The organism is Rhizobium sp. AB2/73, assembly GCF_020871915.1.
Taxonomy (GTDB): Bacteria; Pseudomonadota; Alphaproteobacteria; order Rhizobiales; family Rhizobiaceae; genus Rhizobium; species Rhizobium dioscoreae.
This window is the reverse complement of record NZ_CP067071.1, coordinates 2,627,656-2,652,141: the sequence shown is the minus strand read 5'-3', so window position 1 is coordinate 2,652,141 and position 24,486 is coordinate 2,627,656. Positions and strand designations below refer to the sequence as shown.

The window sequence follows — 24,486 nt, the reverse complement described above, 5'->3', positions numbered from 1 at the left end:
TCTGTTGGACTCGTCCAGCGTTTAGGGTACCGCGGCGCCGTAAACAAGCCGTGAATGACCAGCCAAAACGCGCCGTTCCAGCATTTGTTCGAAGCATAGGTGGATTCCACGAAAACGTCCTGCGTTTTCGCTAATCGGGCTTCCGAGATTCCGAATACGGTGTTTTGGATTAAGGCCATTTCGCTCAAGTTACTATGGACTTGCGGTCATGCAACTGGCAACATGATTACTGCGACAAGTTGTTGACATGGTAAAGACGTTGATGTCCGCAGAAATGCGCAGTTTCGAGATTTTCGAGGTATTGGAGCCAGCCTCCCAGACGATACCGTTTGTCTACAGCTCGCCTCATAGTGGTCGCATCTATCCCCCCGATTTCGTCGCCCAGTCCCGCCTGCAGGGCATCGCCATCCGCCGCTCCGAGGACCATTATGTCGACGAGCTTTTTTCGGCGGCAAGCTCTCTCGGTGCGCCGCTGCTGTTTGCCAATTTTCCGCGCGCCTATATCGATGTGAATCGCGAGCCCTACGAGCTCGATCCGCGCATGTTCGACGGTGCACTGCCATCCTATGCGAACATCAATTCGCTGCGGGTCGCCGGCGGTCTTGGCACGATCCCGCGAATCGTCGCCGAGAACATGGAGATCTATGCGCGCCGCGTCCCGGTCGAGGATGCGCTGAAGCGCATCGACACGATCTACAAGCCTTATCACGCCACGCTGCGGCGGCTGATCGCGCGCACCCATGTCAAATTCGGCTTCGGCGTGCTGGTCGATTGTCATTCCATGCCGGGCAATATCCGTATCGCCGGCAGCAACATGCGGCCGGATTTCATCCTCGGCGATCGCTACGGCACCAGCGCCTCCGCCGAGCTTTCGCGCGCGGCCATGCAGATTCTCGAGGAGCTCGGCTTCAACGCCGTGCGCAACAAGCCCTATGCCGGCGGCTTCATCACCGAACATTACGGCCGCCCATCCCGCGGACTGCATGCCCTGCAGATCGAGGTCAATCGCTCTCTCTATGTCGACGAGACAACGCTCGAGAAGCGTCCGGATTTCGACAAGGTCGCCGCCGCCATCACGCTTTTCATGAAGCGCATGGCCGAGCATGTGGAATCCTATACGGGCGATCCGGCGCTGGCCGCCGAATGATCGTTTTGTCGTCGTCGAGCTTGCCGAATTGACGCGCGGCCAGGCAAAATCTCTTTATGGGCGACACCGGAATTCGAAGCTGCCGATAGGCTGTGCGTAGTGGGTGGGCGATGCATCGGACTATCACTGTCACCTACACGGAAGAAATGGTGCGCGATGCCGTGACGGCCTTTGTCTGGCGGCGGCTGATTGTCAATAAGCGCCTCTGGGTCGCTGAAATTGCAATAATCCTGCTTTTTCTTTGGCAGCTTTGGAGTGATGGCACCGGATGGCTGACCGGCGTCTTCGCCAGCCTCGTTCTTCTCTGCCCGGCTATGATTATCGTCTTATGGATCGCGCATTACCGCAATACGGTCGGAAAGTTCCGCAAAATGTCGACACGACAGGCGGTGTTTGCTTTTCATGAGGAAGGATTTGACGTGGCGTCCGAGTTGGGGGCGGCCAAAGTTCCCTGGTCCACCGTTACCGAAATCTGGCAGCGGCCGACCTATTGGATGATATTTACAGCCATCAACCAGTTCATGACGCTGCCCACTCAGACGGCAGACAGCAATGATCTCGATTTTGTGAAATCGAAGGTGCCTTTCACAGTACCGCAGTGAATGCGGATTCCCTTGTAAAATAGGTAGGTCAGGCAAAAAAGAACCGCGCTCGTGGCGCGGCTAAGTCTAGGGAGGAAACACCCAAGGAGGGTATTTACAGTCAGAAGACTGCATGAGGATATTGCTGCTGCGCTGCACAAATGTCAAGCACTTTATTGCAGTGCAAAATATTTAGGCAAACTTAAAAATCCTGCCTGATCCGGAGGCATTGCGCCCAGTGCGTCATCATCCGGTTTGCTTAACGACTTATATGCGTTATGACATCGCCATCCCGTCACTTATCCGGATTCACCATGCTTCCCGATCGCCCGTTCTTCTATCGTCTGGCCGAAGCGGCCAAGGCCGAAACCCTGCCGCGCTTTCGTGCCGGCATCGATGTGGTCAACAAGGAAGCCAAGGGCTTTGATCCCGTAACGGAAGGGGACCGTGCGGCCGAACAGGCGATTCGCTCGTTGATCGAGGCCGAATTTCCGGAACACGGCATTCTGGGCGAGGAGCATGGCAATGTCGGGCTCGATCGAGAGCATGTCTGGGTGATCGATCCGATCGACGGCACGCGCGCCTTCATCTCAGGCGTCCCGGTCTGGGGAACGCTGATCGGCCTGCAGAAGAACGGCCGCGCCGTCATGGGCATGATCGACCAGCCTTTCACCGGCGAGCGTTATTTTGCCGATGGCAATGGCGCTACCTATTCCGGTCCTGATGGTGAAAGGCGGCTGCAGGTCCGCGATTGCGGCAGCCTCTCGAATGCCATCCTCTTCACCACTTCGCCGCATCTCTTCGTCGGCGACGAGCTTGCCAAATATCGCGAGATCGAAAGGCAGGTCCGGCTCTTCCGCTATGGCTGCGATTGCTATGCCTATGCGCTGCTTGCAGCCGGCCATATCGATCTCGTCATCGAAAATTCGCTGAAGCCCTATGATGTCGGCGGCATCATTCCGGTCATCGAGCAGGCCGGCGGCATTATGACCACCTGGGAAGGCGGCCGGCCGGAAATGGGCGGAACGATCATCGCAGCCGGCAGCCGCGCGGTTTACGAGCAGGCGCTTGCCATCCTGTCGCGCTGAGGATCAAGCTTCCGCCTCAATCTCATAGGCATTGGTTTCGGCATCGCTGCCGGGGATGAAGGCGTGGATCGCGGCAAGCGCCTGATTGCGATAGAGATCCCGTTCCTGCAGGATTTCATGCTTGGCGCCGTGAATTGGAACGAGCTGAGCGGCACGGAAATAGCGCGACAGCCGCTCCTGATCGGCATAGGGCACCACGCCGTCGCGCGTCGGCGCGATCAACACGGTGGGGACCTGAATTGAAAACAGGTGTTCGGGCCTGTTGACCCGTTCGATCGCCCGCAGGGCCTGCGACAGCCAGCGCGCCGTCGGCGGTCCCAGGCAAAGCTGCGGATAGGTGGTGCCGATGCCGATATTGCGGCGGTAGCGCTGCTCGTCCGTCGTCAACGGGTTTTCAGCAAATGGCCTTTCCTTGAACTTCTTGCTGAACTGCATCCGGCCTAGGCCGACACCGCTGACCGCGCCGGACAGAAAGCGGATAAAACCGGGGGAAGCGCCGTGGCCGGTCAAGCCGATGAAGGGAGCCGACAGCACCATGCGCTCGATGCGGCTTGCAAGCCTCGGCGCAGCTGAGAGCGCAATCAGCGCGCCCGTCGAATGAGCGAGGAGAAAGAAGGGCAGGCGGGTATCCGGCAGAACGATCTTGTCGAGGAAGGCGGTCAGATCGCGCTCATAATCGGAAAAGTGCCGGATATGGCCGCGCAACGGGTCCTTCAGCAGCCTCTGCGATCCGCCTTGGCCGCGCAGGTCGAAGGTCGCGACCCACAGACCCTTGGCTGTGAGGTCGTGGATCGTCTCGAAATATTTTTCGATGAACTCGTTGCGGCCCTGCAGCAGAACAACGGTTCCCTTGGCAACCGGCTGCTCGCAGCGGAAGACGGCATAGCGCAGCTTGCGGCCGTCGAAACTTTCGAAGAAGCCTTCGGTGCGGTTTTCCGGCACCGGATTATCTGCTGTGGAATAGAGGACCGAATCCATGACGGTGTCGCGCCTCGCTGACCAATGGCTCATCCCAAGGGGATAGCGCAGCCTCGCGGAATTGCAACAGGTTTATGGCTTTTCTCCGAACGGTGCGCACAAGGCCGACGCCATGGAGATCGTCCACATCAGCTCTTCGGTGCCGCCGCTCTCCGTTCCAGCGCCGTCTGGCGAATGATCTCGGCGATCTCGGGGCTGCTGCTCGATAGCATCTGGAAATCCGATGAATAGAGCGACAGCAGCGAGACCTCGGTCGCGGCGCTGACGGTTGCCGACCGGGGTTCGCCGGTGATCAGCGCCATCTCGCCGAAGAAGCTGCCGGAACCAAGTTCCACCGGATTCGGCGTGGCGACGCTGACGCGGCCCTCGACGATGAAATACATCTGGTCGCCGGCTTCGCCCTTGCGGCAGATGATGCCGCCGGCCGGCACGACGCGAGGTCTCAGCGCCCGTACGATCTCGATGAGAGCACCCGAACCGAGCTTCTGAAACAGCGGAACTCCCGCAACAAGTTGCCAGTTGCGCACGAAATCCTGGCGGCGAACCTCTTCGTAGAAGCCGGTGGCGAGAATGCCGGCCCATAAGGCAAAGATGCCGATTCCGCACATCATGACCAGTCCGGCAAGAGTGCGTCCGGCGAAACTTTGCGGGATCTCGTCACCATAGCCCGTGGTCGACAGCGTCGTCACTGCCCACCACATTGCAAGGGGGATGCTGCCGAACTTGTCAGGCTGGACATCGCGCTCGATGATGTAAGCCGCAAGCGCCGCGGCGAACAGGACGATTACGAAAATCGAGGTAACGCCGATCAGGTTGCGTGCTTCCTTGGTGATGACCCTGCTCAGCAGCCGGAAGAAGATCGAGCCGCGCAGCGGCTTCAAAAGCCAGATGGCGCAATAGAGGCTTTGGTCGCGCCCCCGAATGAGAAGGAATGCTGCCAGAGGGACCAGAACGGCCAGCACGTCGACGGCGATTTCCGGGATCCCGCCGCGAACGTCCCTTGTGCGATGTATGACCAGCGTCTCGATCAATTGCAGAACATAGATGGCCCAGACGCCAGCAAGCACGACTTCCAGGATGAGCCTGGTCTGTCCGACGATATCGGGCGTCGTAAGCACCGCCACTGTCAGCAGACCGATTGCAGCCAGAAGCGTATTCAGCGACGAGGAAATCTTCGAGAAAGAAAGCGCCGACATTATATCCCCCGGGCAATACCCCTTGGGGGGCAGCCACTCGCCCGAGAATAGGATGGCTTAGATCCAAACGTAAAGAGCGCAGGGATGTGCTGTCTCCTCCATGCCTGACCCGGCACTCTGTGCCTTGCACCGCTATCGCTGGCCGACCTCAAGCGGAAAGCCCTTAAAGGGCTTGATTTCCTTCAGCACGAATGTGGTCTGCATCTCCTTGATGCGCGGCAGGCGGCGCACCACCGCCATGGCGAAATCGGCGTAGCTGTCGAGATCGGCGGCTACGACCTGCAGCAGGAAATCCGCATCCCCGGCGATACTGTAGCAGGCCACGACCTCGTTGAGTTTCAGCACATCGCGCGAGAATTCCTCGGCTTCCGCCTCGCTATGGCTGTCGATCTTCACCCTAATAAAGGCAAGGACGCCGAGGCCGATCTGGCGCCTGTCGAGGGTGGCCGTATAACCCTGGATCACGCCCGTTTCTTCCAGCTGGCGCACGCGCCGCCAGCATGGCGACGTCGAGAGCCCGACTTCGGAGGAAAGCGCCTGATTCGTTAGGCGTCCGTCTTTCTGAAGGGCGCCGAGAATCTTCAAATCAATGGGCTCAAGAGAATTGGGCATATCCAACCGTATATTCGCAGAAAGGAGGTAGATGCTACCATATTATTCAATTATGCGGCAATAAAAGGCAAGATTGTCCCCGATGCGCGAGATATCCTGCGACCACTTTTGTCAATGGCAGTAGGTCTCCATGCTTCCCGATATTCGTCTAGCCATCGTCATCAATCCGGCATTGCCGCTCGGTCTGATCGCCAACACCGCCGGCGCCATCTCGATCGGCCTGGGCGCAAAGTTTCCTGCGCTCGCGGCCAGGCAATTGACCGACAGGGAGGAGCGTACCATCGACATCAGCTCGAACATGCCAGTTCCGATACTGCAGGCGGACGCGGAAACGATACGATCTCTGTTGCTGAAAACCTTGCCGGTCGAAAACGACCGCGCAATCGTTCCTTTTCCTGCCTTTGCCCGCTCGCTGCACGATTACAGGGAATATGAGGCAACGTTTCCGGATCGCGATCTTGCCGGCGAGGCGATCGACGGTCTTGGGCTGGCCGGCCCTTCGAAGTGGGTGAAATCGCTGACCGGTTCACTGAAGTTGCTGCGATAGTGTCCGGAAAGAAAAAAGGCCGGCTTGCGGAGATAGAGAGATCCGCTTCGCCGGCCGAGCAAGGACTGAAGAAGAAGGGACGATACACTTCAGTCATCGGACGATGGTGTTCCGATGGTTTGGACGATAGGCCAGCCAGCCTGAACGGGTTCCGAACCATCCGTTCATCTGCGGTTCACGCAGCGATTTTCCGCAAAATGGGAGGCGGGCACAGGGGCTTGAACTCCGCAAAAGCGATCCCCATCTCTTTTTCGCGGGTGCCAAACGGGCCTGCGAAACCGTCCCGAGGCCGCCGAGAGTGGGGTCATGGGACAGAATTGAAATCGCAATTGTCGCTCACAGGAGGACTTCCATGCGTCACGTAGACTTCTCTCCCCTTTATCGTTCCACCGTCGGTTTCGACCGTCTCTTCACCATGCTCGACAGCCTTGGCCAGCCGGATCAGGCCCAGACCTATCCGCCCTACAATATCGAGCGCACGGGTGAAAACACCTATCGCATCACCATGGCCGTTGCCGGTTTCGATGAAAAGGAACTGAGCATCGAAGCCCACGCCCATGTCCTTCAGGTCAAGGGTGAAAAGAGCGAAGAGCCGGCTGAAACCAGCGAATATCTCTATCGCGGTATCGCCAAGCGTGCCTTCGAGCGTCGTTTCCAGCTTGCCGACCATGTCGAGGTCCAGGCAGCTTCACTGAAGAACGGTCTGCTGCACATCGACTTGCTGCGCAACATTCCCGAAGCCATGAAGCCCCGCCGTATCTCCATCGCGGCCGAGCCCGTGGAAACCCCGAAGGCCATCGAGGCTCATATCAACTAAGTACGGCTGACGGTCTTGGACCGTCATGCCGGGCTGGCGGTCTCTGGCCGCTAAGCTCCTGATCCTCCCAAGATCAAAAGAAGCGGCGCTCCATCGGGGCGCCGCTTTCGTTATATCGATAAATAAACCTCCACCTACGGTGGAGGACTGGACGAGTTCTACACGGTAGTTGAGAGACCTCCTGCTTGAACCGCTGGGGTGGCCCAGACTTCGAACAAGGAGGTTTTATGGATGAGCAGACGCTCTCGCATGCGACGTGGGACTGCAAGTATCACATTGTTTTTGGCAGCAAATACCGCACGAAAAGACTTTACGGGGACGTGCGGCGTGAGTTGGGAGAACTCTTGCGTCGGCTGGCACAGCAGAAAGGCTGCCAGATCGAGGAGGGTCATCTGATGCCCGACCATGTGCATATGTTGATATCGATCCCACCGAAATACTCGGTTTCGCATATTGTCGGCTTCTCGAAGGGCAAGACGGCCCTTTACGTAGCGAACAAATATGCGCGCAAGCGCCGCTACAAAGGGTATCACTTTTGGGCACGCGGATATTTTGTATCCACGACGGGCTACAATGAGCAGGTCGTCAGACAATATATCCGTAATCAGGAAAAGGCCGACAAAGCTTCCGACTTTGCCGACCTCTTCAATCGTAGCTACTAAGCGCTAACAATACCGCTTCTAGCGGTTCAAGCGCAGCGTTTCAAACCTCCACCTCTGGTGGAGGTCATGACTTTTTGTCTGATATCGGACGGCTCAGGCCGCGTTCGTCGCTTCGCCGGACTTTGCGCCGGCCTGTGCCTTCGCAGCCTCGCGCCGCTTGGCGGCATCGGCGTATTTCTGGGCAAGCACGGCGCAGGTCATCAGCTGGATCTGATGGAACAGCATGAGCGGCAGCACGATGGCGCCGATACTCTGGCCGGCGAAGATGACGTTTGCCATCGGCACACCGCTTGCCAGCGACTTCTTCGAGCCGCAGAAGGTGATGGTGATCTCGTCAGCCTTTTCAAAACCGAGGGCACGGCTGCCGAACATGGTGATGCAGATCACCATAGCCAGAAGCACCATGTTCGCGATGATGACCGTGACGATGTCGAGGACGGAGAAGGTATGCCACAGCCCTTCCACCACGGCCTCGCTGAAGGCGGAATAGACGACCATGAGGATCGAGCCGCGATCGACCGGCATCAGGATCTTTTTCTTCGAACGGATCCAGTCGCCGATCCATGGCTGCAGCAGCTGGCCGGCGATGAACGGGGCGAGCAGCTGGAGCATGATCTGCCACAGAACATCCCAGGAAAAGCCACCGCCCTGGCCGCCGACCGAAAACAGAATGCCGACGAGCAGCGGCGTCAGGAACATGCCGAAGATATTGGAGGCCGATGCCGAGCAGATCGCAGCCGGAACATTGCCGCCGGCGATGGAAGTGAAGGCGATCGAAGACTGCACGGTCGAAGGCAGCACGCTCAAAAACAGCATGCCGGTATAGAGCGATACGGGGAGGATGCTGTTCGGAACGATATGGCCCATGGCCAGCACCAGCAGCGGGAAGATACCGAAGGTCGTCAGCAGGATGACAAGGTGCAGCCGCCAGTGCAGCATGCCGGCGATGACGACATCGCGCGAGAGGCGCGCGCCATGGAGGAAGAACAGCAGCCCGATGGCGAAGTTGGTGGCAATGCTGAAATAGTGAGCGCTGGCCCCCTGCACCGGAAAGAAGGACGCCGTCAGAACGGTGAGCACCAGCAGCATGGTGAAGGTGTCTGGAAGAAAGCGGCGCATCGTGCCTACCCCAATCGCATTGCAAGTCTTGATGATTATTCCTTGCAGATAGACCTATTGTGATCCACGATGCAAGGAATAACAGTTATCACATTATAGGATAATCCATGCTGGATCTCACGCAGTTGCGCAGCTTCGTCGCCGTCGAGCAGATGGGTAGTTTCACGCTTGCGGCCGAGCGGCTGGGGCTCGGGCAGTCAACGGTCAGCCAGCATATACAGCGGCTGGAAGCCGAATTGGGGAGAAAGCTCTTGGCTCGCGATACCCATCGCGTCGTCTTGACCGGCGACGGCGAGGCGCTGCTCGGCCATGCGCGCCAGATGCTGTCGATCGAAGGGGAGGTGCGTCAGCTTTTTGCCGGCAACAGCCTGCGCGGCAATCTCCGGCTTGGAGTTTCCGAGGATTTCGTTACCAGCCAACTCCCGGACGTATTGGAGGAATTCGTGCGTTCGCATCCATCCGTCGATCTCGAGCTGACGGTCGCGCTCAGCGGTGTGCTTTATGAAATGCAGGATAATGGCGATCTCGATCTGGTGCTTGCCAAGCGCAGGCTCGGCGACGTGAGGGGCAAGCTTGTCTACCGCGAGCCGCTGGTCTGGCTGGCCCGCGACCCGGATCGCATCCGCAGGCTTGCAGGACCATTGCCGCTGATCGCCTTTCCGACACCGAGCGTGACGCGTGCGGTCGCGCTGGAGGCATTGCGACGACAGCATATGCCGTGGCGCATCGTCTGCACATGCGGCAGCTTGAGTGGCCTGACCGCAGCAGCGCGCGCCGGCATGGGTGTTCTCGTGCAGCCGAAAAGCATGGCGCCGGCGGGATTGATCGAGATAGCCCCGGGCTGGCTGCCCATCCTTGAGGACGTGGAGTTCGTGCTTGTGCCGCGCAAGGGCGCGGACCAACTTTTGGTTAGTGCGCTCTCTGACGACATACTCTCCAAGGTGCGGGGGCCTCGATCAAGCTGACAGCGAAATCGTCTATCAGCTATCGTTAAAAGCCGTTTCCCATCATGCAGATGAGATCCGTGTTTATTTCGCCGGCTGATTTATTGCGCGCCCGTTTTCAGGCGGAAGTCAGCTTCTTCTGCTATCTCAGGTGGCGATGAGGGAATTGCGGAGGAATAGTCGCGCGATGATCTATGGTGCCATCTTCATTTCCGGGCTTGTCGCCTGCGTCGTGGCAATGACGATGATTATACACAACGCACCGGCATCCGATCGCGACGATCTATCGAACTTCGCAATGATCGCCCATCGAAATCAAAATTGATCTCTTGCCCCATTGCGAGCGCCGTCTGGCCTGAAAGCTAGTCACGGCGCTCTTTTCATGCGGGTCAGGCCAGGCAGGCAAGGAAATTCGTCACATCGGCCTCCGTGGTGGCGAAGCTGGTCACGAGGCGAATCAGCGTTTCATCGCTGCCGACCAGATCCGGCTGCGATTCCGGGATCGGCCATTCGTAGAACTTCGCTCCCTTGTCTTCTGCGGTCTTGGCGGAGGATTTTGGGATGATCGCAAAAACCTCGTTCGAGGCAGTCGGCCAGGCGAGACGAGCGCCGCTGGTCTTTTCGATGCCGGCGCGCAGGCGATCGGCCATCTCGTTGGAATGACGGGCGAGGTCGAGCCAGAGGCCGTCCTGGAAATAGCCATCGAACTGGGCGGCGATGAAGCGCGACTTGGAGAAAAGCTGGGCGGCGCGCTTGCGGATGAAATGCATTTCCCTTGCCTTTTCCGGATCGAAGAAGACGATCGCCTCGGCGCACCAGCAACCGTTCTTGGTGGCGCCGAAGGAAAGAATGTCGACGCCGCGCTTCCATGTCATTTCGGCAGGCGTCGTGCCGAGCGCGACCAGTGCGTTGGCGAAGCGCGCGCCATCCATGTGCAGCGGTAGCCCGTTTGCCTTGGCGATGGCGGCGATGGCGTCGATCTCATCCAGCGAATAGACCGTGCCGATTTCCGTCGCCTGCGTGATCGTCACGGCGGCGGCGCGGCCATGATGCACGGCATCCTGCGGGAAACGGGCGATCTTGGTGGCGAGCGCCTTGGGATCGATCTTGCCGAGAGCGCCCTCGACGGTGGCAAGACGTGCGCCGCTGAAGAAATCAGGAGCACCGCATTCGTCCTCGGCTACATGCGCTTCGGTATGGCAGAAGCTGATGCCGCCCGGTTTCTGGAGGCTGGCAAGCGACAGCGAATTGGCGGCCGTACCGGTTGCGACAAAGAAGACCGCGACCTCGCGCTCGAAGATCTCGGAGAATCTGGCTTCGACACGCTGATCGAGCTCGCTTGTGCCGTAGGCGGAGGCAAAACCACTCGACGCGGCGAGCAGACGTTCGGCGACTTTGGGATGGGCGCCGGCCCAGTTATCGGAAGCAAAGAACATGAAAATGCACCAGATGAAGATTGAATGGCGGCTGGATTAGATAGGGTCGGCCGGACATTACGCCAATGCAAAAACCTATCAAGAGCATGAGTTTGAAGAAGGCATCACAGAAATTGATTGACGCAATCAACAAATAAAATGATGCGTCGCAGCGAAACTTTATTGCTCTATTCCTGCAACAAAGGCAATCTTCCGTCTTTCGTTGACGAAATTTTGCCGTTTTGCTCTTGCGAAGGCGCAAGCTTTCTGGCATAGAGCTGATGAATTAGGACAGGGTTGCTGTCCTATTTTGGCCGCCGAGGCCGAAGATGTGCCCCCAGGGTCCTGACGATGTCGGGATTTCGAGCTATAGTTACCAGGAGCATGCCCTTTCAAGCCTTTTGAGGCGCGGGCAATGCGGCGGTGGAATAGCAGGGCGCGGAACGCTGACGACGGGCTCCACTTAAAGGAGCTGCGGTTCGCGGCCGGATCTTCACAATGCAACAGCGCTGTCGCGCGTCGGCCCCGGAAACGGACCGCGCGGGACGAAGGAGCGCCCGCGACGCGGGCCTTACCGGAGGGAAGACCATGACGAACAGGACGACGTTGACGAGTTTTGACCAGACTGCTGCAGTGAACGCTGCCGCTACGGCCAAGACGTCGAAACGCGCTGTTGGCATCCCGCCGAAACAGGGCCTTTACGATCCGCGCAACGAGCATGACGCCTGCGGCGTCGGCTTCGTCGCGCATATGAAGGGCCAGAAGTCGCACCAGATCGTGCGCGACGGCCTGTTCATTCTCGAAAACCTGACGCATCGCGGTGCCGTCGGCGCCGATCCGCTGATGGGCGATGGCGCGGGCATTCTCGTGCAGATTCCCGATCGCTTCTTCCGTGAAGAGATGGCGAAGCAGGGCGTGATCCTGCCGAAGGCGGGCGAATATGGCGTCGGCCATTTCTTCCTGCCGCGTGACGAAGCGCTGATCGAGCATTTCAAGACCGCCATCACGCAGGTCGTTGCCGAAGAGGGCCAGGTTCTGCTCGGCTTCCGCGACGTGCCGGTCGATAATTCCTCGCTGTCGAAGGCGCCCGATATCGCCGCCACCGAGCCGCATCATGTGCAGGTCTTCATCGGTGCCGGCCGCGATGCCGGCACCAACGAGGAATTCGAGCGCCGCCTCTTCACCCTGCGCAAGGTGATCTCCAACCGCATCTATGCGGAATATGAGGGCGAGGAGAGCAGCTTCTATCCCGTGTCGCTGTCGAGCTCGACCATCGTTTACAAGGGCATGTTCCTCGCCTATCAGGTGGGCGCCTATTATAAGGACCTGTCCGATCCGCGTTTCGAGACGGCGGTTGCCCTTGTGCACCAGCGTTTCTCGACCAACACCTTCCCGTCGTGGAAGCTTGCCCATCCATACCGCATGGTCGCGCATAACGGCGAAATCAACACGCTGCGCGGCAACGTCAACTGGATGGCCGCCCGCCAGGCCTCAGTCTCTTCGCCGCTGTTCGGCGAGGATATTTCCAAGCTCTGGCCGATCTCTTATGAAGGTCAGTCGGACACCGCCTGTTTCGACAACGCGCTCGAATTCCTCGTGCGCGGCGGATACTCTCTTGCCCATGCCATGATGATGCTCATCCCTGAGGCCTGGGCCGGCAACCAGCTGATGGCGCCGGAACGCAAGGCGTTCTACGAGTATCATGCCGCCCTGATGGAGCCATGGGATGGCCCAGCCGCCGTTGCCTTTACCGATGGCAAGCAGATCGGCGCGACGCTTGACCGTAACGGTCTGCGTCCGGCCCGCTATCTCGTCACCAGCGACGATCGCATCATCATGGCGTCCGAGGCCGGCGTTCTGCCTGTCGAGGAAGAGAAGATCATCCAGAAGTGGCGCCTGCAGCCGGGCAAGATGCTGCTGATCGACATGGAAAAGGGCCGCATCATCTCCGACGACGAGGTGAAGTCGGAACTATCGGGCAAGCATCCTTATCGCAGCTGGCTGAACCGCACGCAGCTGATCCTCGAAGACCTGAAGCCGGTGGAGCCGCGGGCGCTGCGTCGCGACGTGTCGCTGCTCGACCGCCAGCAGGCCTTCGGCTACACGGCTGAAGACACCAAGCTCCTGATGTCGCCGATGGCGACGACGGGGCAGGAAGCCGTTGGCTCCATGGGCACGGATACGCCGATCTCGGCCATGTCCGACAAGCCGAAGCTGCTCTATACCTACTTCAAGCAGAACTTCGCGCAGGTGACGAACCCGCCGATCGATCCGATCCGCGAAGAGCTGGTCATGAGCCTCGTGTCGTTCATCGGCCCGCGCCCCAACCTGCTCGATCACACCGGCATGGCCAACGCCAAGCGCCTGGAAGTGCGCCAGCCGATCCTGACCAATGGCGATCTCGAAAAGATCCGCTCGATCGGTCACACCGAGGATCGCTTCGACACAAAGACGCTCGACTTCACCTATGATGTCGAACGTGGCGCCGAAGGCATGCCCGAGATGCTCGACCGTCTCTGCGAGCGGGCGGAAGCGGCGGTTCGCGGTGGTTACAACATTATCGTGCTGTCAGACCGCCAGATCGGACCGGACCGCATCGCGATCCCGGCCCTTCTGGCGACCGCTGCCGTGCACCATCACCTGATCCGCAAGGGCCTGCGCACATCGGTCGGCATCGTCGTCGAAACCGGCGAGCCGCGCGAAGTGCATCATTTCTGCTTGCTGGCTGGTTATGGTGCCGAGGCGATCAACCCGTACCTCGCCTTCGACACGCTGCTCGACATGCATCAGCGCGGCGAATTCCCGAAGGAAGTGGACGCGACCGAAGTCGTTTACCGCTACATCAAGGCTGTCGGTAAGGGCATCCTCAAGGTCATGTCGAAGATGGGTATCTCGACCTATCAATCCTATTGCGGCGCGCAGATCTTCGATGCCGTGGGCCTGCAGCAGGAGCTGGTCGACAAGTATTTCTTCGGCACCGCGACGATGATCGAAGGCATTGGTCTCGAGACGATCGCCGAGGAAACCGTCTCCCGTCACAAGGCTGCCTTCGGCCGCGATCCGCTGCTGGCAAGCACGCTCGACATCGGCGGCGAATATGCCTACCGCATGCGCGGCGAAAGCCACGCCTGGACGCCGGATGCGGTGGCTGCCCTGCAGCACGCCGTGCGTGGGAATGCCGAGGACCGCTATCGCGAATTCTCCGAGATGGTGAACGAGTCGGCGCTTCGAATGAACACCATCCGCGGCCTCTTCAAGATTAGGGGTGCGGAAGCGCTCGGCCGCAAGCCGATCTCGATCGACGAGGTTGAGCCGGCCGCCGATATCGTCAAGCGCTTCTCGACGGGCGCCATGTCCTTCGGCTCCATCAGCCGCGAGGCGCATACGACGCTGGCGATCGCCATGAACCGCATCGGCGGCAAGTCGAACACCGGTGAAGGCGGTGAGGAAGCCGATCGCTACATGCCGCTCTTCGACGGCTCGCCGAACCCGGAACGCTCCGCCATCAAGCAGATCGCCTCCGGCCGTTTCGGCGTGACGACCGAGTATCTGGTCAATGCTGACGTGCTGCAGATCAAAGTCGCGCAGGGCGCCAAGCCCGGCGAAGGCGGCCAGCTGCCGGGCCACAAGGTCGATGCGACGGTTGCCAAGACCAGGCATTCGACGCCGGGCGTCGGCCTCATCTCGCCGCCGCCACATCATGACATCTATTCGATCGAAGATCTGGCACAGCTGATCTACGACCTGAAGAACGTCAACCCGACCTCGGATGTCTCGGTCAAGCTCGTCTCTGAAGTCGGCGTCGGCACGGTTGCCGCCGGCGTCGCCAAGGCGCGCGCCGACCACATCACCGTCTCGGGCTATGATGGCGGCACCGGCGCTTCGCCGCTGACCTCGCTGAAGCATGCAGGTTCGCCCTGGGAAATCGGCCTTGCCGAGACCCAGCAGACGCTGGTGCTGAACGGGCTGCGCTCGCGCATCGCCCTGCAGGTGGATGGCGGTCTGAAGACCGGCCGCGATGTCATCATCGGCGCGCTGCTCGGTGCCGACGAATTCGGCTTTGCGACTGCGCCGCTGATCGCTGCCGGCTGCATCATGATGCGAAAGTGCCATCTCAACACCTGTCCGGTTGGTGTCGCCACCCAGGACCCGGTCCTGCGCAAGCGCTTCAAGGGCACGCCGGAGCATGTCATCAACTACTTCTTCTTCGTGGCGGAAGAAGTGCGCGAGATCCTCGCCTCGCTCGGCGTTGCCAAGCTGGATGATATCATCGGCGCTTCCGAGCTTCTGGAGAAAGACGAGATGCTCGCCCACTGGAAGGCGAGGGGCCTCGATTTCAGCCGTATCTTCCACAAGGTCGATGCGCCGAAGGAAGAGACCTACTGGACGACGGTGCAGAAGCACCCGATCGACGACATTCTCGATCGCAAGCTGATCGAGAAGGCTGAACCCGCCCTGTCTTCCAAGACGCCGGTCGCCTTCGAAGTCGACATCAAGAACGTCGACCGTTCGGCCGGCGCCATGCTGTCGGGCGCAGTCGCCAAGCGCTATGGCCATCGCGGCCTGAAGGACGACACGATCAACGTCACCCTGAAGGGAACGGCCGGTCAGTCCTTCGGCGCGTTCCTGGCGCGCGGTGTCACCTTCAACCTCGTCGGCGACGGCAACGATTATGTCGGCAAGGGCCTTTCGGGCGGCCGCATCATCATCCGTCCGCCGGAGAATTCGAAGATCGTCGCCGAAAACTCGATCATCGTCGGCAATACCGTGCTTTACGGTGCGACCGAGGGCGAGTGCTACTTCCGCGGTGTCGCGGGTGAGCGCTTCGCGGTCAGAAACTCCGGCGCGATCGCCGTCGTCGAAGGCGTGGGCGACCACGGTTGCGAATATATGACCGGCGGCGTCGTCGTCGTGCTCGGCGAAACCGGGCGCAACTTCGCGGCCGGCATGTCGGGCGGCGTGGCCTATGTTCTCGACGAAAAGGGCGATTTCGCCCGTCGCTGCAACATGGCGATGGTCGAGCTGGAGCCGGTTCCGGAGGAAGACGAGCTGCTGGAGAAGCTGCATCATCACGGTGGCGACATCATGCATAAGGGACGCGTCGACGTCTCCGATGACATGACGCGCCACGACGAAGAGCGTCTGTTCCAGCTGATTTCGAACCACGTCCACTATACGGGCTCGACGCGAGCCAAGGAGATTCTCGATCACTGGGCCGACTACCGCCCAAAATTCCGCAAGGTCATGCCGGTCGAATACCGCCGCGCCCTTGAGGAAATGGAGCGTAGCCGGATGAGCGTGGCGGCGGAGTAATCCGCCCCGGTTCCGAAACCAGCCGAGGGTTTCGCCTCGCATTGCGATCGCCGTTACGGCGATCGCGACTGTCGAATAGCGGAATCGGATTTGAATTAAAGTGCCAAGCAGGGAAACCGAGACGGCCCTCCGGCACGGGAGCCATGAGCTCCTCTTTTAGAGTGAGGAAACGAAAGCATGGGCAAGGTAACAGGCTTCTTGGAAATCGACCGGCAGGTGGCGAAGTATCAGCCGGCGTCGGATCGCATCCGGCATTTCCGTGAATTCACGATCCCCATGTCGGACCAGGAAGTGCAGAAACAGGCAGCCCGCTGCATGGACTGTGGCATTCCCTATTGCCACGGCCCGACCGGCTGCCCGGTGCACAACCAGATCCCCGATTGGAACGACCTCGTCTACAACAACAATTGGGAACAGGCGATCCATAACCTGCATTCGACCAACAACTTCCCGGAATTCACCGGCCGCGTCTGCCCCGCGCCCTGCGAGGAGGCCTGCACGCTGAACCTGGAAGATGCGCCGGTCGCCATCAAGACTGTCGAGCAGGCGATTGCCGACAAGGCCTATGAGCTCGGCTTCATCCGGCCGCAGCCGGCAACCGTGCATACGGGCAAGAAGGTCGCGATCATCGGCTCCGGCCCTGCCGGCATGGCAGCCGCCCAGCAGCTCGGCCGTGCCGGACACGACGTCCATGTCTACGAGCGCGAAAGCAAGCCGGGCGGCCTGCTGCGCTATGGTATCCCGGACTTCAAGATGGAGAAGAACTTCATCGATCGCCGCGTCGAGCAGATGAAGGGCGAGGGTGTCACCTTCCATTGCGGCGTCAATGTCGGCGTCGATGTCAAGGTCGAGCAGCTTCTGGCGGAGCACGATGCCGTGCTCTATTGCGGCGGCTCGGAAACCCCGCGCGAAGCCGGCATTCCCGGCACGACGCTGGCAGGCGTCCATGACGCCATGCCTTATCTCGTGCAGCAGAACCGCCGTGTCGGCCGCGAAAATATCGACAGCGTCGGCTGGCCTGCCGATCCGATCCTGGCCGGTGGCAAGCATGTCGTCGTCGTCGGTGGTGGCGATACGGCATCCGACTGCGTCGGCACGGCTTTCCGCCAGGGTGCTGTGAAGGTGACCCAGCTCGACATTCGCCCGCAGCCGCCGGAGAAGGAAGACAAGCTCGCCGTATGGCCGTTCTGGGCGACGAAGATGCGCACGTCTTCCTCGCAGGCCGAAGGCGCGGTTCGCGAATTCCAGGTCGCTACGCTGGAGTTCATCGGCGAAGACGGCGTGCTGACCGGCGTGAAGTGCTGCGAAGTGGACGAACGCCGCAAGCCGATCGCCGGCACGGAGTTCGTCATCCGCGCCGATCTCGCCTTCATCGCCATCGGCTTCCGCGGTCCGCTCACCGACAGCGTGCTCAAGGAACTCGACGGCAAGCTGACATTGAATACCGACCGCCGCGGCTCGACCAACGTCGTTGCCAACGACAAGGACTACAAGACCTCTGTCGACAAGCTCTGGACCGCCGGCGACGTTCGCCGCGGCCAGTCGCTGGTGGTCTGGGCGATCCGCGAGGGACGTCAGGCCGCGCGCGCGATCGACGAGGCTCTGATGGGTTCGACGGTTCTGCCGAACTAAGTTTCGCCGTCCGTTCGCGCAAAGTTATTGAAGGCCGGGTTCTCGATGAACCCGGCCTTTGTCGTTACCGGCTTGCGGCGATATTCCAGTTGTAGACGCAGCGGTCGAGACCGATGGCGATTTCGAGCACCGTGACGTCATGGTCTATCGCGGCGCCCTTCTTCGGCTGGCTGCGGTAGCGCTGGGGGAAATCCGTGCGTTTCGAGATCGAGCAGACCTCCATCCATTTATCGCCGTTGTCTACCTCGATATCCATCGTCACCTCGGAATAGGCCGGGAGCCGATCGGATGGGACGATCCGCGTCGGCAGATGCACGACCGAGGCGATCATCCGGCGGACCGGTTCGAGGGAGGTGGCGTGATAATCATTGCCGCTATCTGCAGTAAAGGCGCATTGGAATTCGAGCTGCCAGAACTCCTTGAGTCGCACATGCTTGCTCGGCTGGTCCTGTTCCCGGCGATAGGATTTTCCGGCCTGCCAGACGCATAGCGGCAACCTTGTTCTGGAATGGTTTCCAAGAAGATGCTGCATGTAGGCATAGGTTGAAGGTGTCGTTTCCGGCCGCAACACAAGTTCGGTCTCGGTGTTCGACATTTGCTCCTGCACCCATATGTCTGAGTTGGAATAGGCGTCCGAAACAAGGTTTCGAGGCATCAGAGCCGGTGCTTCGACCCTTCGCGTACTCCAGGCGGGGTTTATCGATCGCAGGAAGTTCGCGACTTCATCGGAAAAGAAGCGGATGAAATCGTCGCGCAGTTTAATGTCCCGCTCTTCCCAGTGAACGAGCGAATTGACGTTATAGATATTGAGCACGTGCCATTCTCCATGGACAACGTTGATGTCTTGAGGTTGGGGCTTTACGTCCAGCAGCCGCCGGACGCATCAACGCCTCCGGCTGTCACGACTGGACGCGGAGACCTCGTCCGGAGAAAGCGCGCAAAACCACAACCTGCGGGCAGGTGCGGTAACGATCGATCTGATCTGCGCTTTTGGTGCTCATGCAGTTCTTCTATTGGCGGGGCGTCGCGTTGTCAAACCGCCTCCGGGTCGCCTATCGTGCAACCGATCCCGGCAATCGGTAGTCGTCTACGCGCCCAACTGGCGCCGGGTCCATCAGGCCTTTTTCGACCAGAAGATCGCGTGGCGATGAAGTCGTTGCGGCAGGCGCGGGGCTGCTGCCGAGAAGCTGCGAGCCGCCGTCGAGATCGGGATCGGAGAGGCTCATCGGTTGCGTGCGGGTAATCTTTTCCGGTTCTGCGCCAGGAAGATTGGTCTGTTGCGCCGGCAGCGGATTGCCCGTGTCCAGGCGCGTGATGTCCGGGCTTGCCTGATCGCCCAGGATCCGGCGTGCGGATTTCTCCAGATAGAAGGCGACCTTGCGCTTGCCGGCTGCCGTCAGATTGACGCCGTCGGTCGTTCTCAACCGGACCTGCTGGCCGTTGATATCGGAGCCGGTGACGATGAACTCGCCGTTCTGGTCGGTAAATCCGTCCCATATGTCGATGAACTCACCGCCGACGCTGGTGGTCTGGCTTTGATAGATCTGGTTGAGCTTGACAGCGCTGGCGGTCAGCTGATCGGATCCGAAGGATGGCAGGCCGACCCAGAGCAGCGGAATATGGCGGCTCGTCACCAGCTTGGCGAATTGCTGCACGCGTTCTTCATAGGCAAGGAACCACGGGTCGGTGCCGTATTTCTCGTTCAGCCCGTCGCCGATCATCTGCTGGCGGTCATTGGCGCCGATCATGACCACGACCATGGCCGGTTTCAGCTGATCGATCATGCCAGGCAATTGCTGTGGCCAATTGTAATAATCCTGCCGCACGAGACCGGAGGCGACGTTGCCGCGGGACTGGATGACGACGCCGGGGGAGGTGGAGAAGGCATCCTCCAACCCGGTTGCCAAGCCGCTTGCCAGAAAATCGCCGACGACAAGGATGGTCTTGGCATCGGGGAGCTTTTCTGCGGGCGGTGGCGTTTCAGGCTGCGCAACCGGCTGGCGTGGCGGCGGGGTTGGCCGCTTTTTCGGCTGCACCTTGCGCCGTGGCGGCGGCTGCTCGATGGGCTGATCCGGGTAATCGGGCTCGCGGGTGCCGAACAGCATATCGAACAGGTTCCGCCGCGGCCGCTCCTGCGCCTGCGCCATATTCTGCAGGCAGCCAAACGCGATGACGACGCTGAGAAATGCCGTCAGAACAATCCTTAGAGTTGCCGTGGTCGCGCGGGCAGAGTGTTTCATCATCGCTTCTTTTCCGCTCACGAGTCCCGGCCGCGAAATGACGAGTTCATCGTCCTGACGATCCCGGATTCGCTGGAGGCGGCCTACTTGCGCAATGCTTTCAGCAGGCTCATCGAAGGCTCGCCGTCCGCATCCATGCCCATGCGCTGCTGGACCGCCGATATCGCGGCCTTCGAGCCCGAGCCGAAATTCCCGTCGACCACGCCGTCATAATAGCCGAGCTCCTTCAGACGCGTCTGCAGTTCGAATTTCTGCTTGACGTCGAGCGCGCCGCTCGGACGCGGCCAGGATTGCTGCATGCCGCCATATCCGGCGATCTGGTCCGCGAGCAGACCGACGGCCAATGCATAGCTGTCGGAGGCGTTGTAGCGCTTGATGGTGAAGAAGTTGCCGGTCATCAGGAAGCCGGGACCGTTCGGCCCGCCGGGCATTTTCAGCTGCGCACGGTCGGAGGTCGTGCGGAAACCCTTGCCGTTGGGACGCACGAAACCGAGTGCGACCCATTGCGCGATCGTATGCGTCTTGCCTGCCTGGGCGCTGCCGCCGGGCGGCACGACCACCTCGTAACCCCACGTCCGGCCGGTATCCCAACCATTCTTGGCGAGAAGATTGGCTGTTGTCGCCAGGGCGTCCGGAACGGAATTCCAGATATCGGCATGGCCGCTGCCGTCGGCATCGACGGCATAGAGCAGATAGCTCGTCGGAATGAACTGCGTATGGCCCATGGCGCCGGCCCAGGAGCCGTTCAGGTCCTTGCGCGAGATATCGCCCTTCTGCAGGATTTTCAGGGCGGCGATGAGCTGCTTCTTGGCGTAGTTCGCCCGCTTCGGATCGGCATAGGCAAGGGTCGCCAGCGCGCGGGGGACATAATGCAGCCGATCGTTCTTGGCGAGAACCTCGCCGTAATTCGACTCCATCGACCAGATGGCCAGCATGATATTGCGATCGACGCCGAAATGTTGTTCGAGCGTGCGCAGTGTGGACCCGTACTTGACCGCCATCTTGCGGCCAATATCGACCGTATAGGGATTGACACGGGAGTCGAGGTAATCCCAGATCTGGGACTTGAATTCCGGCTGGTATTGCGCCTTTTCAAGCACCGTGGGGTCCGGATCGGTTACACCGGCAAATGCATTGCGATAGGTGGATTGCGTAATGCCGCTCTTTGCGGCGGTGGCGTAGAAGCCCGCGATCCATTTCTGGAACCCAGGGTCAGCATTGGCGTTAACGGGAAGGAATCCCGCCAAGGCGCCGAGCGCGAGCGCCAGAGCGAGACCACGAAGGGAGTGTTTGCGGTTTACGGTCATCTACAGCCTTGTCCATCAATCGTTGGATTTCGGTGCGGCGATGCGCGTTGCATCGGCCCATGCGTGACGCTAAACGAACGAAGTCAACAAATTCTTTACCATGGAAGTTTGCGTCAGTCATTATTTGCAAAACAGTAGCAAATCTAATCTACTGACCTTTAGAATGGCTTTGTGCCAACTGATTTAATGCCCAGGAGGTATGCGTGGGACAGCATAAGAAGGTTCGTAAGGCAGTATTTCCGGTCGCCGGACTAGGGACGCGGTTCTTGCCGGCGACCAAGGCGGTGCCGAAGGAAATGCTGACCGTCGTGGATAAGCCGGTGATCCAGTATGTCGTCGACGAGGCGATGGAAGCGGGCATCGAGCATTTCGTGTTCGTCACCGGCCGCAGCAAGCATGTTATCGAAGATTATTTCGATATTCAGTTCGAGCTTGAGCAGACGCTGCGCCAGCGTAACAAGAATGCCGAATTGTCGCTGCTGAGCGGCCTGCTGCCGAAGGCCGGCACGGCAAGCTTCACGCGCCAGCAGGAGCCGCTCGGTCTCGGCCACGCCGTCTGGTGCGCCCGCGAGATCGTCGGCGACGAGCCGTTTGCGCTGCTGCTGCCCGACATGGTCATGCGCGCCGAAAAGGGCTGCATGAAGGGCATGATCGAGCTTTATGAGCACAGCGGCGGCAATGTCATCGCCGTCGAGGAATGCGCGCCGGATCAGACTCATAAGTATGGTATCGTTGGCGTCGGCGAGACGATCGGCAGCGGCTTCCGCATCACGGAAATGGTCGAAAAGCCGGCCAAGGGCACGGCTCCGTCCAACTTCTTTATCAACGGTCGCTACATCCTGCAGCCGGAAATCTTCCGTATCCTCGAAAGTCAGGAGCGCGGCGCCGGCAACGAGATCCAGCTGACGGACGGCATGCTGAAGCTTGCCAAGACGCAGGATTTCGCCGGCTATCATTTCCGCGGCCAGACATTCGATTGTGGTGCAAAGGACGGCTTCATCCTTGCCAACGTCGCCTTCGCCCTGGCGCGTGACGACATCCGCCCGACCATTGAGGATGAGTTCAAGGCGCTGATCGCAGCCCTGAAATAGGGATCCGACCTTTTGAGAAAATCTTGAGGTCCGGCATATGCTGGGCCTCGATTCATTTGAGCGGGTAGTTTGGATCTAAGCGAAGGCGGTGCTTAGCGTTTTACCGTCAAACCGAGGCCGGCCTGGAACTGCCGGGTGCTGTCGCCCACATCCCTCGTTGTCAGCTGATAACCGACATTGCTGGTAAGATCGAGATAACGGTTGATCCCCCAGGTTAGCCCGAAAGCGGCGTCGTATTCGATTTCGTCGGCGGCGCTGCCATTGGAGGGGTAATTGCGCCACGTCGGGCCTCCCGTCAGCTTGGCGGTGAGATCGTCGCGCAGCTGATGGCTTATGGTGCTCGTGAGCTGATAAGCGGTGTAGCCGCTGAGGCCGGCCGTGGTCGAAGGTTGTACGGTCGTCGAAAGGCCGACGCTGATATCGGTGCCGCGCTGTGGCGACCAGGCGAGGCTGCCATCGATCGTCGGCGAGTCGACCGAGCCCAGGCGCGAATCGTCGAATTGCGTGTGCTGGTAGCCGAAACCAAGCTCACCCTTGAATTTTTCACCGAGGTCGAATTCGACACCGCCCTTGCCGCCATAGCTCTGGTTCGAGCGGGCATAACCGTTGCTGTCGCGCGTCTGATCGTAGACGGCGCGACCGAGAGTGACTTCGACGAAGGGAATGATGGCGGGTGACAGCTCGTAGCCGATGCGGCCGCGCCAGGTTCCGGCCGTCTGATTGCGATCGCTGAGGGTGACCGTCGTCCCATCCGAAAGCACGGCGTCAGAATAGACGCTGCGTGTCAGCGCCACGGCCGTCGTGCCGCGCAGCAGGCCGAAATCGCGTTCCAACGAGAGCCCGGCCGTGTACTGGTTGACGGCGGATTGCTTCGAGGCGCCGGCAATCGCATTCGGATCGCTCGTGTCCTCACGGAAGAATTGATAGCCGGCGGTGACATGCGCAGTCGTGTCGGCGGGAAGATCCAGACGCAGATCGGCATTGAGGTTGACGGTTGGCTTTTCCTCGCCGGTGCCGCTGATGTTCTTCTGCCAGACGCCCTCACCGGTGACGGTCAGGGCATGTCTGTCCCAGTCCGAAGTCAGGGTACTGCGCAAGTCGGTCTGCAAAAAGCCGCGGTTATCCTTGGTGTCGCCGGTGCGATCCCGCTCGATGTTGATCGACTGGTTGATCGAAGGCTTCAGAGTGAAGGTGCCGAGCGGGATGCCCTGTGCATCTGCCCGATCCGGATACCGGCGGGCTCTCAGGTCATCAACGCTTGGTTCGCGCAGGTTCACGCGGCGCAGATCGTTATCCAGCGTCGAGCCGGTGGTTGTAGGGTCGATGCCGGTGAGGCGCAGCGGCGCGTTCAAGGGTGCGTCGCTGGAGGTCGACGCCTGGTTTGTTGGCGTGGCCGCCTGGTTGTCGGTGTTGGGTGCGGCATTCGGATCGGTCGGAGATGCCGTCGTCGACGCCGGCAAGGTATCGTCGGCGTTCTGGTCGGATGGCAAGGATTGCGCGTTGACCGGCAGCGGTGCGGCAAATGCGATACCCCAGCCGAGCACGGCGGAGGTCGCCCATGCCGCCAGCCGGAAGGCACCATGACCCGCCTTGTCCTTGCCGATGCCCATGTTGTTTATATCTGACCCTGCTGGAAATGACCTAAATTCTTACCCAAGTGTAAAGCCGCGTGGTTAACGCTTGGTTGCCAAGTGATGGCGACAAGAAAGGGTTCGATAATATTTGTCGGGAAGGCGCTGCAGGCTGTCGTATCGCCATAAGTCGATCTTTGGTGGACAGATTTGCAGAAAAGCGTTA

19 protein-coding genes are annotated in these 24,486 nt (G+C 60.0%); 10 read left to right on the top strand and 9 right to left on the bottom strand.

Annotated elements, in window-relative coordinates:
- The first annotated feature begins 262 nt into the window (after positions 1-262).
- The 3 genes from I8E17_RS13145 to hisN all read left to right on the top strand — a co-directional run bounded on the left by I8E17_RS13145 (position 263) and on the right by hisN (position 2,816).
- Positions 263-1,147: an N-formylglutamate amidohydrolase gene (locus I8E17_RS13145; RefSeq protein ID WP_069613332.1), complete on the top strand. Its 885-nt coding sequence runs from the start codon at positions 263-265 to the stop codon at positions 1,145-1,147.
- Positions 1,148-1,293: 146 nt separating this feature from the next.
- Positions 1,294-1,749: a YcxB family protein gene (locus I8E17_RS13140; protein WP_069613277.1), complete on the top strand. Its 456-nt coding sequence runs from the start codon at positions 1,294-1,296 to the stop codon at positions 1,747-1,749.
- 293 nt (positions 1,750-2,042) lie between these two features.
- Complete coding sequence (gene hisN / locus I8E17_RS13135) at positions 2,043-2,816, top strand: histidinol-phosphatase (RefSeq protein ID WP_069613276.1); 774 nt, start codon at positions 2,043-2,045, stop codon at positions 2,814-2,816.
- 3 nt (positions 2,817-2,819) lie between these two features.
- Here the strand turns inward: hisN and I8E17_RS13130 are convergent, their stop codons facing one another.
- The 3 genes from I8E17_RS13130 to I8E17_RS13120 form a co-directional block, all read right to left on the bottom strand.
- Positions 2,820-3,794 carry an alpha/beta hydrolase gene (locus I8E17_RS13130; RefSeq protein WP_113367406.1) on the bottom strand — a complete coding sequence of 325 codons (975 nt, stop codon included), beginning with the start codon at positions 3,792-3,794 and terminating at the stop codon, positions 2,820-2,822.
- 128 nt (positions 3,795-3,922) lie between these two features.
- Positions 3,923-4,990, bottom strand: a complete 1,068-nt coding sequence (locus I8E17_RS13125) for a cyclic nucleotide-gated ion channel (protein ID WP_069613274.1) — start codon at positions 4,988-4,990, stop codon at positions 3,923-3,925.
- Between the two features lie 132 nt (positions 4,991-5,122).
- A complete protein-coding gene (locus I8E17_RS13120; RefSeq protein WP_069613331.1) occupies positions 5,123-5,602 on the bottom strand; it encodes an Lrp/AsnC family transcriptional regulator in 480 nt (159 codons plus the stop codon).
- Positions 5,603-5,732: 130 nt separating this feature from the next.
- On the opposite strand from I8E17_RS13120, the gene I8E17_RS13115 reads away from it, so the two are divergent.
- The 3 genes from I8E17_RS13115 (at position 5,733) to tnpA (ending at position 7,628) form a co-directional block, all read left to right on the top strand.
- Positions 5,733-6,149 (top strand): DUF2000 domain-containing protein, encoded by a 417-nt coding sequence (locus I8E17_RS13115; protein ID WP_069613273.1) that lies wholly within the window; start codon positions 5,733-5,735, stop codon positions 6,147-6,149.
- A 352-nt stretch (positions 6,150-6,501) separates the two neighbouring features.
- Positions 6,502-6,966, top strand: a complete 465-nt coding sequence (locus tag I8E17_RS13110; protein ID WP_015341097.1) for an Hsp20 family protein — start codon at positions 6,502-6,504, stop codon at positions 6,964-6,966.
- Between the two features lie 227 nt (positions 6,967-7,193).
- Positions 7,194-7,628, top strand: coding sequence for an IS200/IS605 family transposase (gene tnpA, locus I8E17_RS13105; RefSeq protein WP_069613272.1), 435 nt, complete (start codon positions 7,194-7,196; stop codon positions 7,626-7,628).
- A 93-nt stretch (positions 7,629-7,721) separates the two neighbouring features.
- Here tnpA and I8E17_RS13100 read toward each other — a convergent pair whose 3' ends face one another.
- Positions 7,722-8,747 carry a bile acid:sodium symporter family protein gene (locus tag I8E17_RS13100; protein WP_069613271.1) on the bottom strand — a complete coding sequence of 342 codons (1,026 nt, stop codon included), beginning with the start codon at positions 8,745-8,747 and terminating at the stop codon, positions 7,722-7,724.
- Positions 8,748-8,854: 107 nt separating this feature from the next.
- Between I8E17_RS13100 and I8E17_RS13095 the strand changes: the two genes are divergently transcribed.
- The gene (locus tag I8E17_RS13095; RefSeq protein ID WP_069613270.1) at positions 8,855-9,712 is read left to right on the top strand and encodes a LysR family transcriptional regulator; all 858 of its coding nucleotides are present in this window, start codon (positions 8,855-8,857) and stop codon (positions 9,710-9,712) included.
- A gap of 368 nt (positions 9,713-10,080) precedes the next feature.
- Here I8E17_RS13095 and I8E17_RS13090 read toward each other — a convergent pair whose 3' ends face one another.
- Positions 10,081-11,127 carry a low specificity L-threonine aldolase gene (locus I8E17_RS13090; protein ID WP_069613269.1) on the bottom strand — a complete coding sequence of 349 codons (1,047 nt, stop codon included), beginning with the start codon at positions 11,125-11,127 and terminating at the stop codon, positions 10,081-10,083.
- Between the two features lie 567 nt (positions 11,128-11,694).
- On the opposite strand from I8E17_RS13090, the gene gltB reads away from it, so the two are divergent.
- Both gltB and I8E17_RS13080 read left to right on the top strand, forming a co-directional pair.
- On the top strand, positions 11,695-16,419 hold the full coding sequence (gltB, locus tag I8E17_RS13085) for a glutamate synthase large subunit (protein ID WP_113367407.1): 4,725 nt from the start codon (positions 11,695-11,697) through the stop codon (positions 16,417-16,419).
- Between the two features lie 177 nt (positions 16,420-16,596).
- Positions 16,597-18,051 (top strand): glutamate synthase subunit beta, encoded by a 1,455-nt coding sequence (locus I8E17_RS13080; protein WP_069613267.1) that lies wholly within the window; start codon positions 16,597-16,599, stop codon positions 18,049-18,051.
- Positions 18,052-18,115: 64 nt separating this feature from the next.
- On the opposite strand, the gene I8E17_RS13075 is transcribed toward I8E17_RS13080, so the two are convergent.
- The 3 genes from I8E17_RS13075 to I8E17_RS13065 form a co-directional block, all read right to left on the bottom strand.
- Positions 18,116-18,865: an aminoacyl--tRNA ligase-related protein gene (locus I8E17_RS13075; protein ID WP_069613266.1), complete on the bottom strand. Its 750-nt coding sequence runs from the start codon at positions 18,863-18,865 to the stop codon at positions 18,116-18,118.
- Positions 18,866-19,103: 238 nt separating this feature from the next.
- A complete protein-coding gene (locus tag I8E17_RS13070) occupies positions 19,104-20,294 on the bottom strand; it encodes a DUF459 domain-containing protein (protein WP_069613265.1) in 1,191 nt (396 codons plus the stop codon).
- A gap of 80 nt (positions 20,295-20,374) precedes the next feature.
- Positions 20,375-21,598, bottom strand: a complete 1,224-nt coding sequence (locus tag I8E17_RS13065; protein ID WP_069613264.1) for a lytic murein transglycosylase — start codon at positions 21,596-21,598, stop codon at positions 20,375-20,377.
- 203 nt (positions 21,599-21,801) lie between these two features.
- Here I8E17_RS13065 and galU point away from each other — a divergent pair, with 203 nt between their 5' ends.
- On the top strand, positions 21,802-22,689 hold the full coding sequence (gene galU / locus I8E17_RS13060) for a UTP--glucose-1-phosphate uridylyltransferase GalU (RefSeq protein WP_069613263.1): 888 nt from the start codon (positions 21,802-21,804) through the stop codon (positions 22,687-22,689).
- Positions 22,690-22,781: 92 nt separating this feature from the next.
- On the opposite strand, the gene I8E17_RS13055 is transcribed toward galU, so the two are convergent.
- Entirely contained in the window at positions 22,782-24,299 is a 1,518-nt protein-coding gene (locus I8E17_RS13055; protein ID WP_069613262.1) for an outer membrane beta-barrel protein, read from the bottom strand.
- Positions 24,300-24,486 lie beyond the last annotated feature (187 nt).

What these genes read in the sequence shown, in the direction of transcription:
- I8E17_RS13145 (WP_069613332.1), top strand. Translation starts at nt 263, where the DNA reads ATGTCCGCAGAAATGCGCAGTTTCGAGATTTTCGAGGTATTGGAGCCA.
- I8E17_RS13140 (WP_069613277.1), top strand. Translation starts at nt 1,294, where the DNA reads ATGGTGCGCGATGCCGTGACGGCCTTTGTCTGGCGGCGGCTGATTGTC.
- hisN (WP_069613276.1), top strand. Translation starts at nt 2,043, where the DNA reads ATGCTTCCCGATCGCCCGTTCTTCTATCGTCTGGCCGAAGCGGCCAAG.
- I8E17_RS13130 (WP_113367406.1), bottom strand. Translation starts at nt 3,794, where the DNA reads ATGGATTCGGTCCTCTATTCCACAGCAGATAATCCGGTGCCGGAAAAC.
- I8E17_RS13125 (WP_069613274.1), bottom strand. Translation starts at nt 4,990, where the DNA reads ATGTCGGCGCTTTCTTTCTCGAAGATTTCCTCGTCGCTGAATACGCTT.
- I8E17_RS13120 (WP_069613331.1), bottom strand. Translation starts at nt 5,602, where the DNA reads ATGCCCAATTCTCTTGAGCCCATTGATTTGAAGATTCTCGGCGCCCTT.
- I8E17_RS13115 (WP_069613273.1), top strand. Translation starts at nt 5,733, where the DNA reads ATGCTTCCCGATATTCGTCTAGCCATCGTCATCAATCCGGCATTGCCG.
- I8E17_RS13110 (WP_015341097.1), top strand. Translation starts at nt 6,502, where the DNA reads ATGCGTCACGTAGACTTCTCTCCCCTTTATCGTTCCACCGTCGGTTTC.
- tnpA (WP_069613272.1), top strand. Translation starts at nt 7,194, where the DNA reads ATGGATGAGCAGACGCTCTCGCATGCGACGTGGGACTGCAAGTATCAC.
- I8E17_RS13100 (WP_069613271.1), bottom strand. Translation starts at nt 8,747, where the DNA reads ATGCGCCGCTTTCTTCCAGACACCTTCACCATGCTGCTGGTGCTCACC.
- I8E17_RS13095 (WP_069613270.1), top strand. Translation starts at nt 8,855, where the DNA reads ATGCTGGATCTCACGCAGTTGCGCAGCTTCGTCGCCGTCGAGCAGATG.
- I8E17_RS13090 (WP_069613269.1), bottom strand. Translation starts at nt 11,127, where the DNA reads ATGTTCTTTGCTTCCGATAACTGGGCCGGCGCCCATCCCAAAGTCGCC.
- gltB (WP_113367407.1), top strand. Translation starts at nt 11,695, where the DNA reads ATGACGAACAGGACGACGTTGACGAGTTTTGACCAGACTGCTGCAGTG.
- I8E17_RS13080 (WP_069613267.1), top strand. Translation starts at nt 16,597, where the DNA reads ATGGGCAAGGTAACAGGCTTCTTGGAAATCGACCGGCAGGTGGCGAAG.
- I8E17_RS13070 (WP_069613265.1), bottom strand. Translation starts at nt 20,294, where the DNA reads ATGATGAAACACTCTGCCCGCGCGACCACGGCAACTCTAAGGATTGTT.
- I8E17_RS13065 (WP_069613264.1), bottom strand. Translation starts at nt 21,598, where the DNA reads ATGACCGTAAACCGCAAACACTCCCTTCGTGGTCTCGCTCTGGCGCTC.
- I8E17_RS13055 (WP_069613262.1), bottom strand. Translation starts at nt 24,299, where the DNA reads ATGGGCATCGGCAAGGACAAGGCGGGTCATGGTGCCTTCCGGCTGGCG.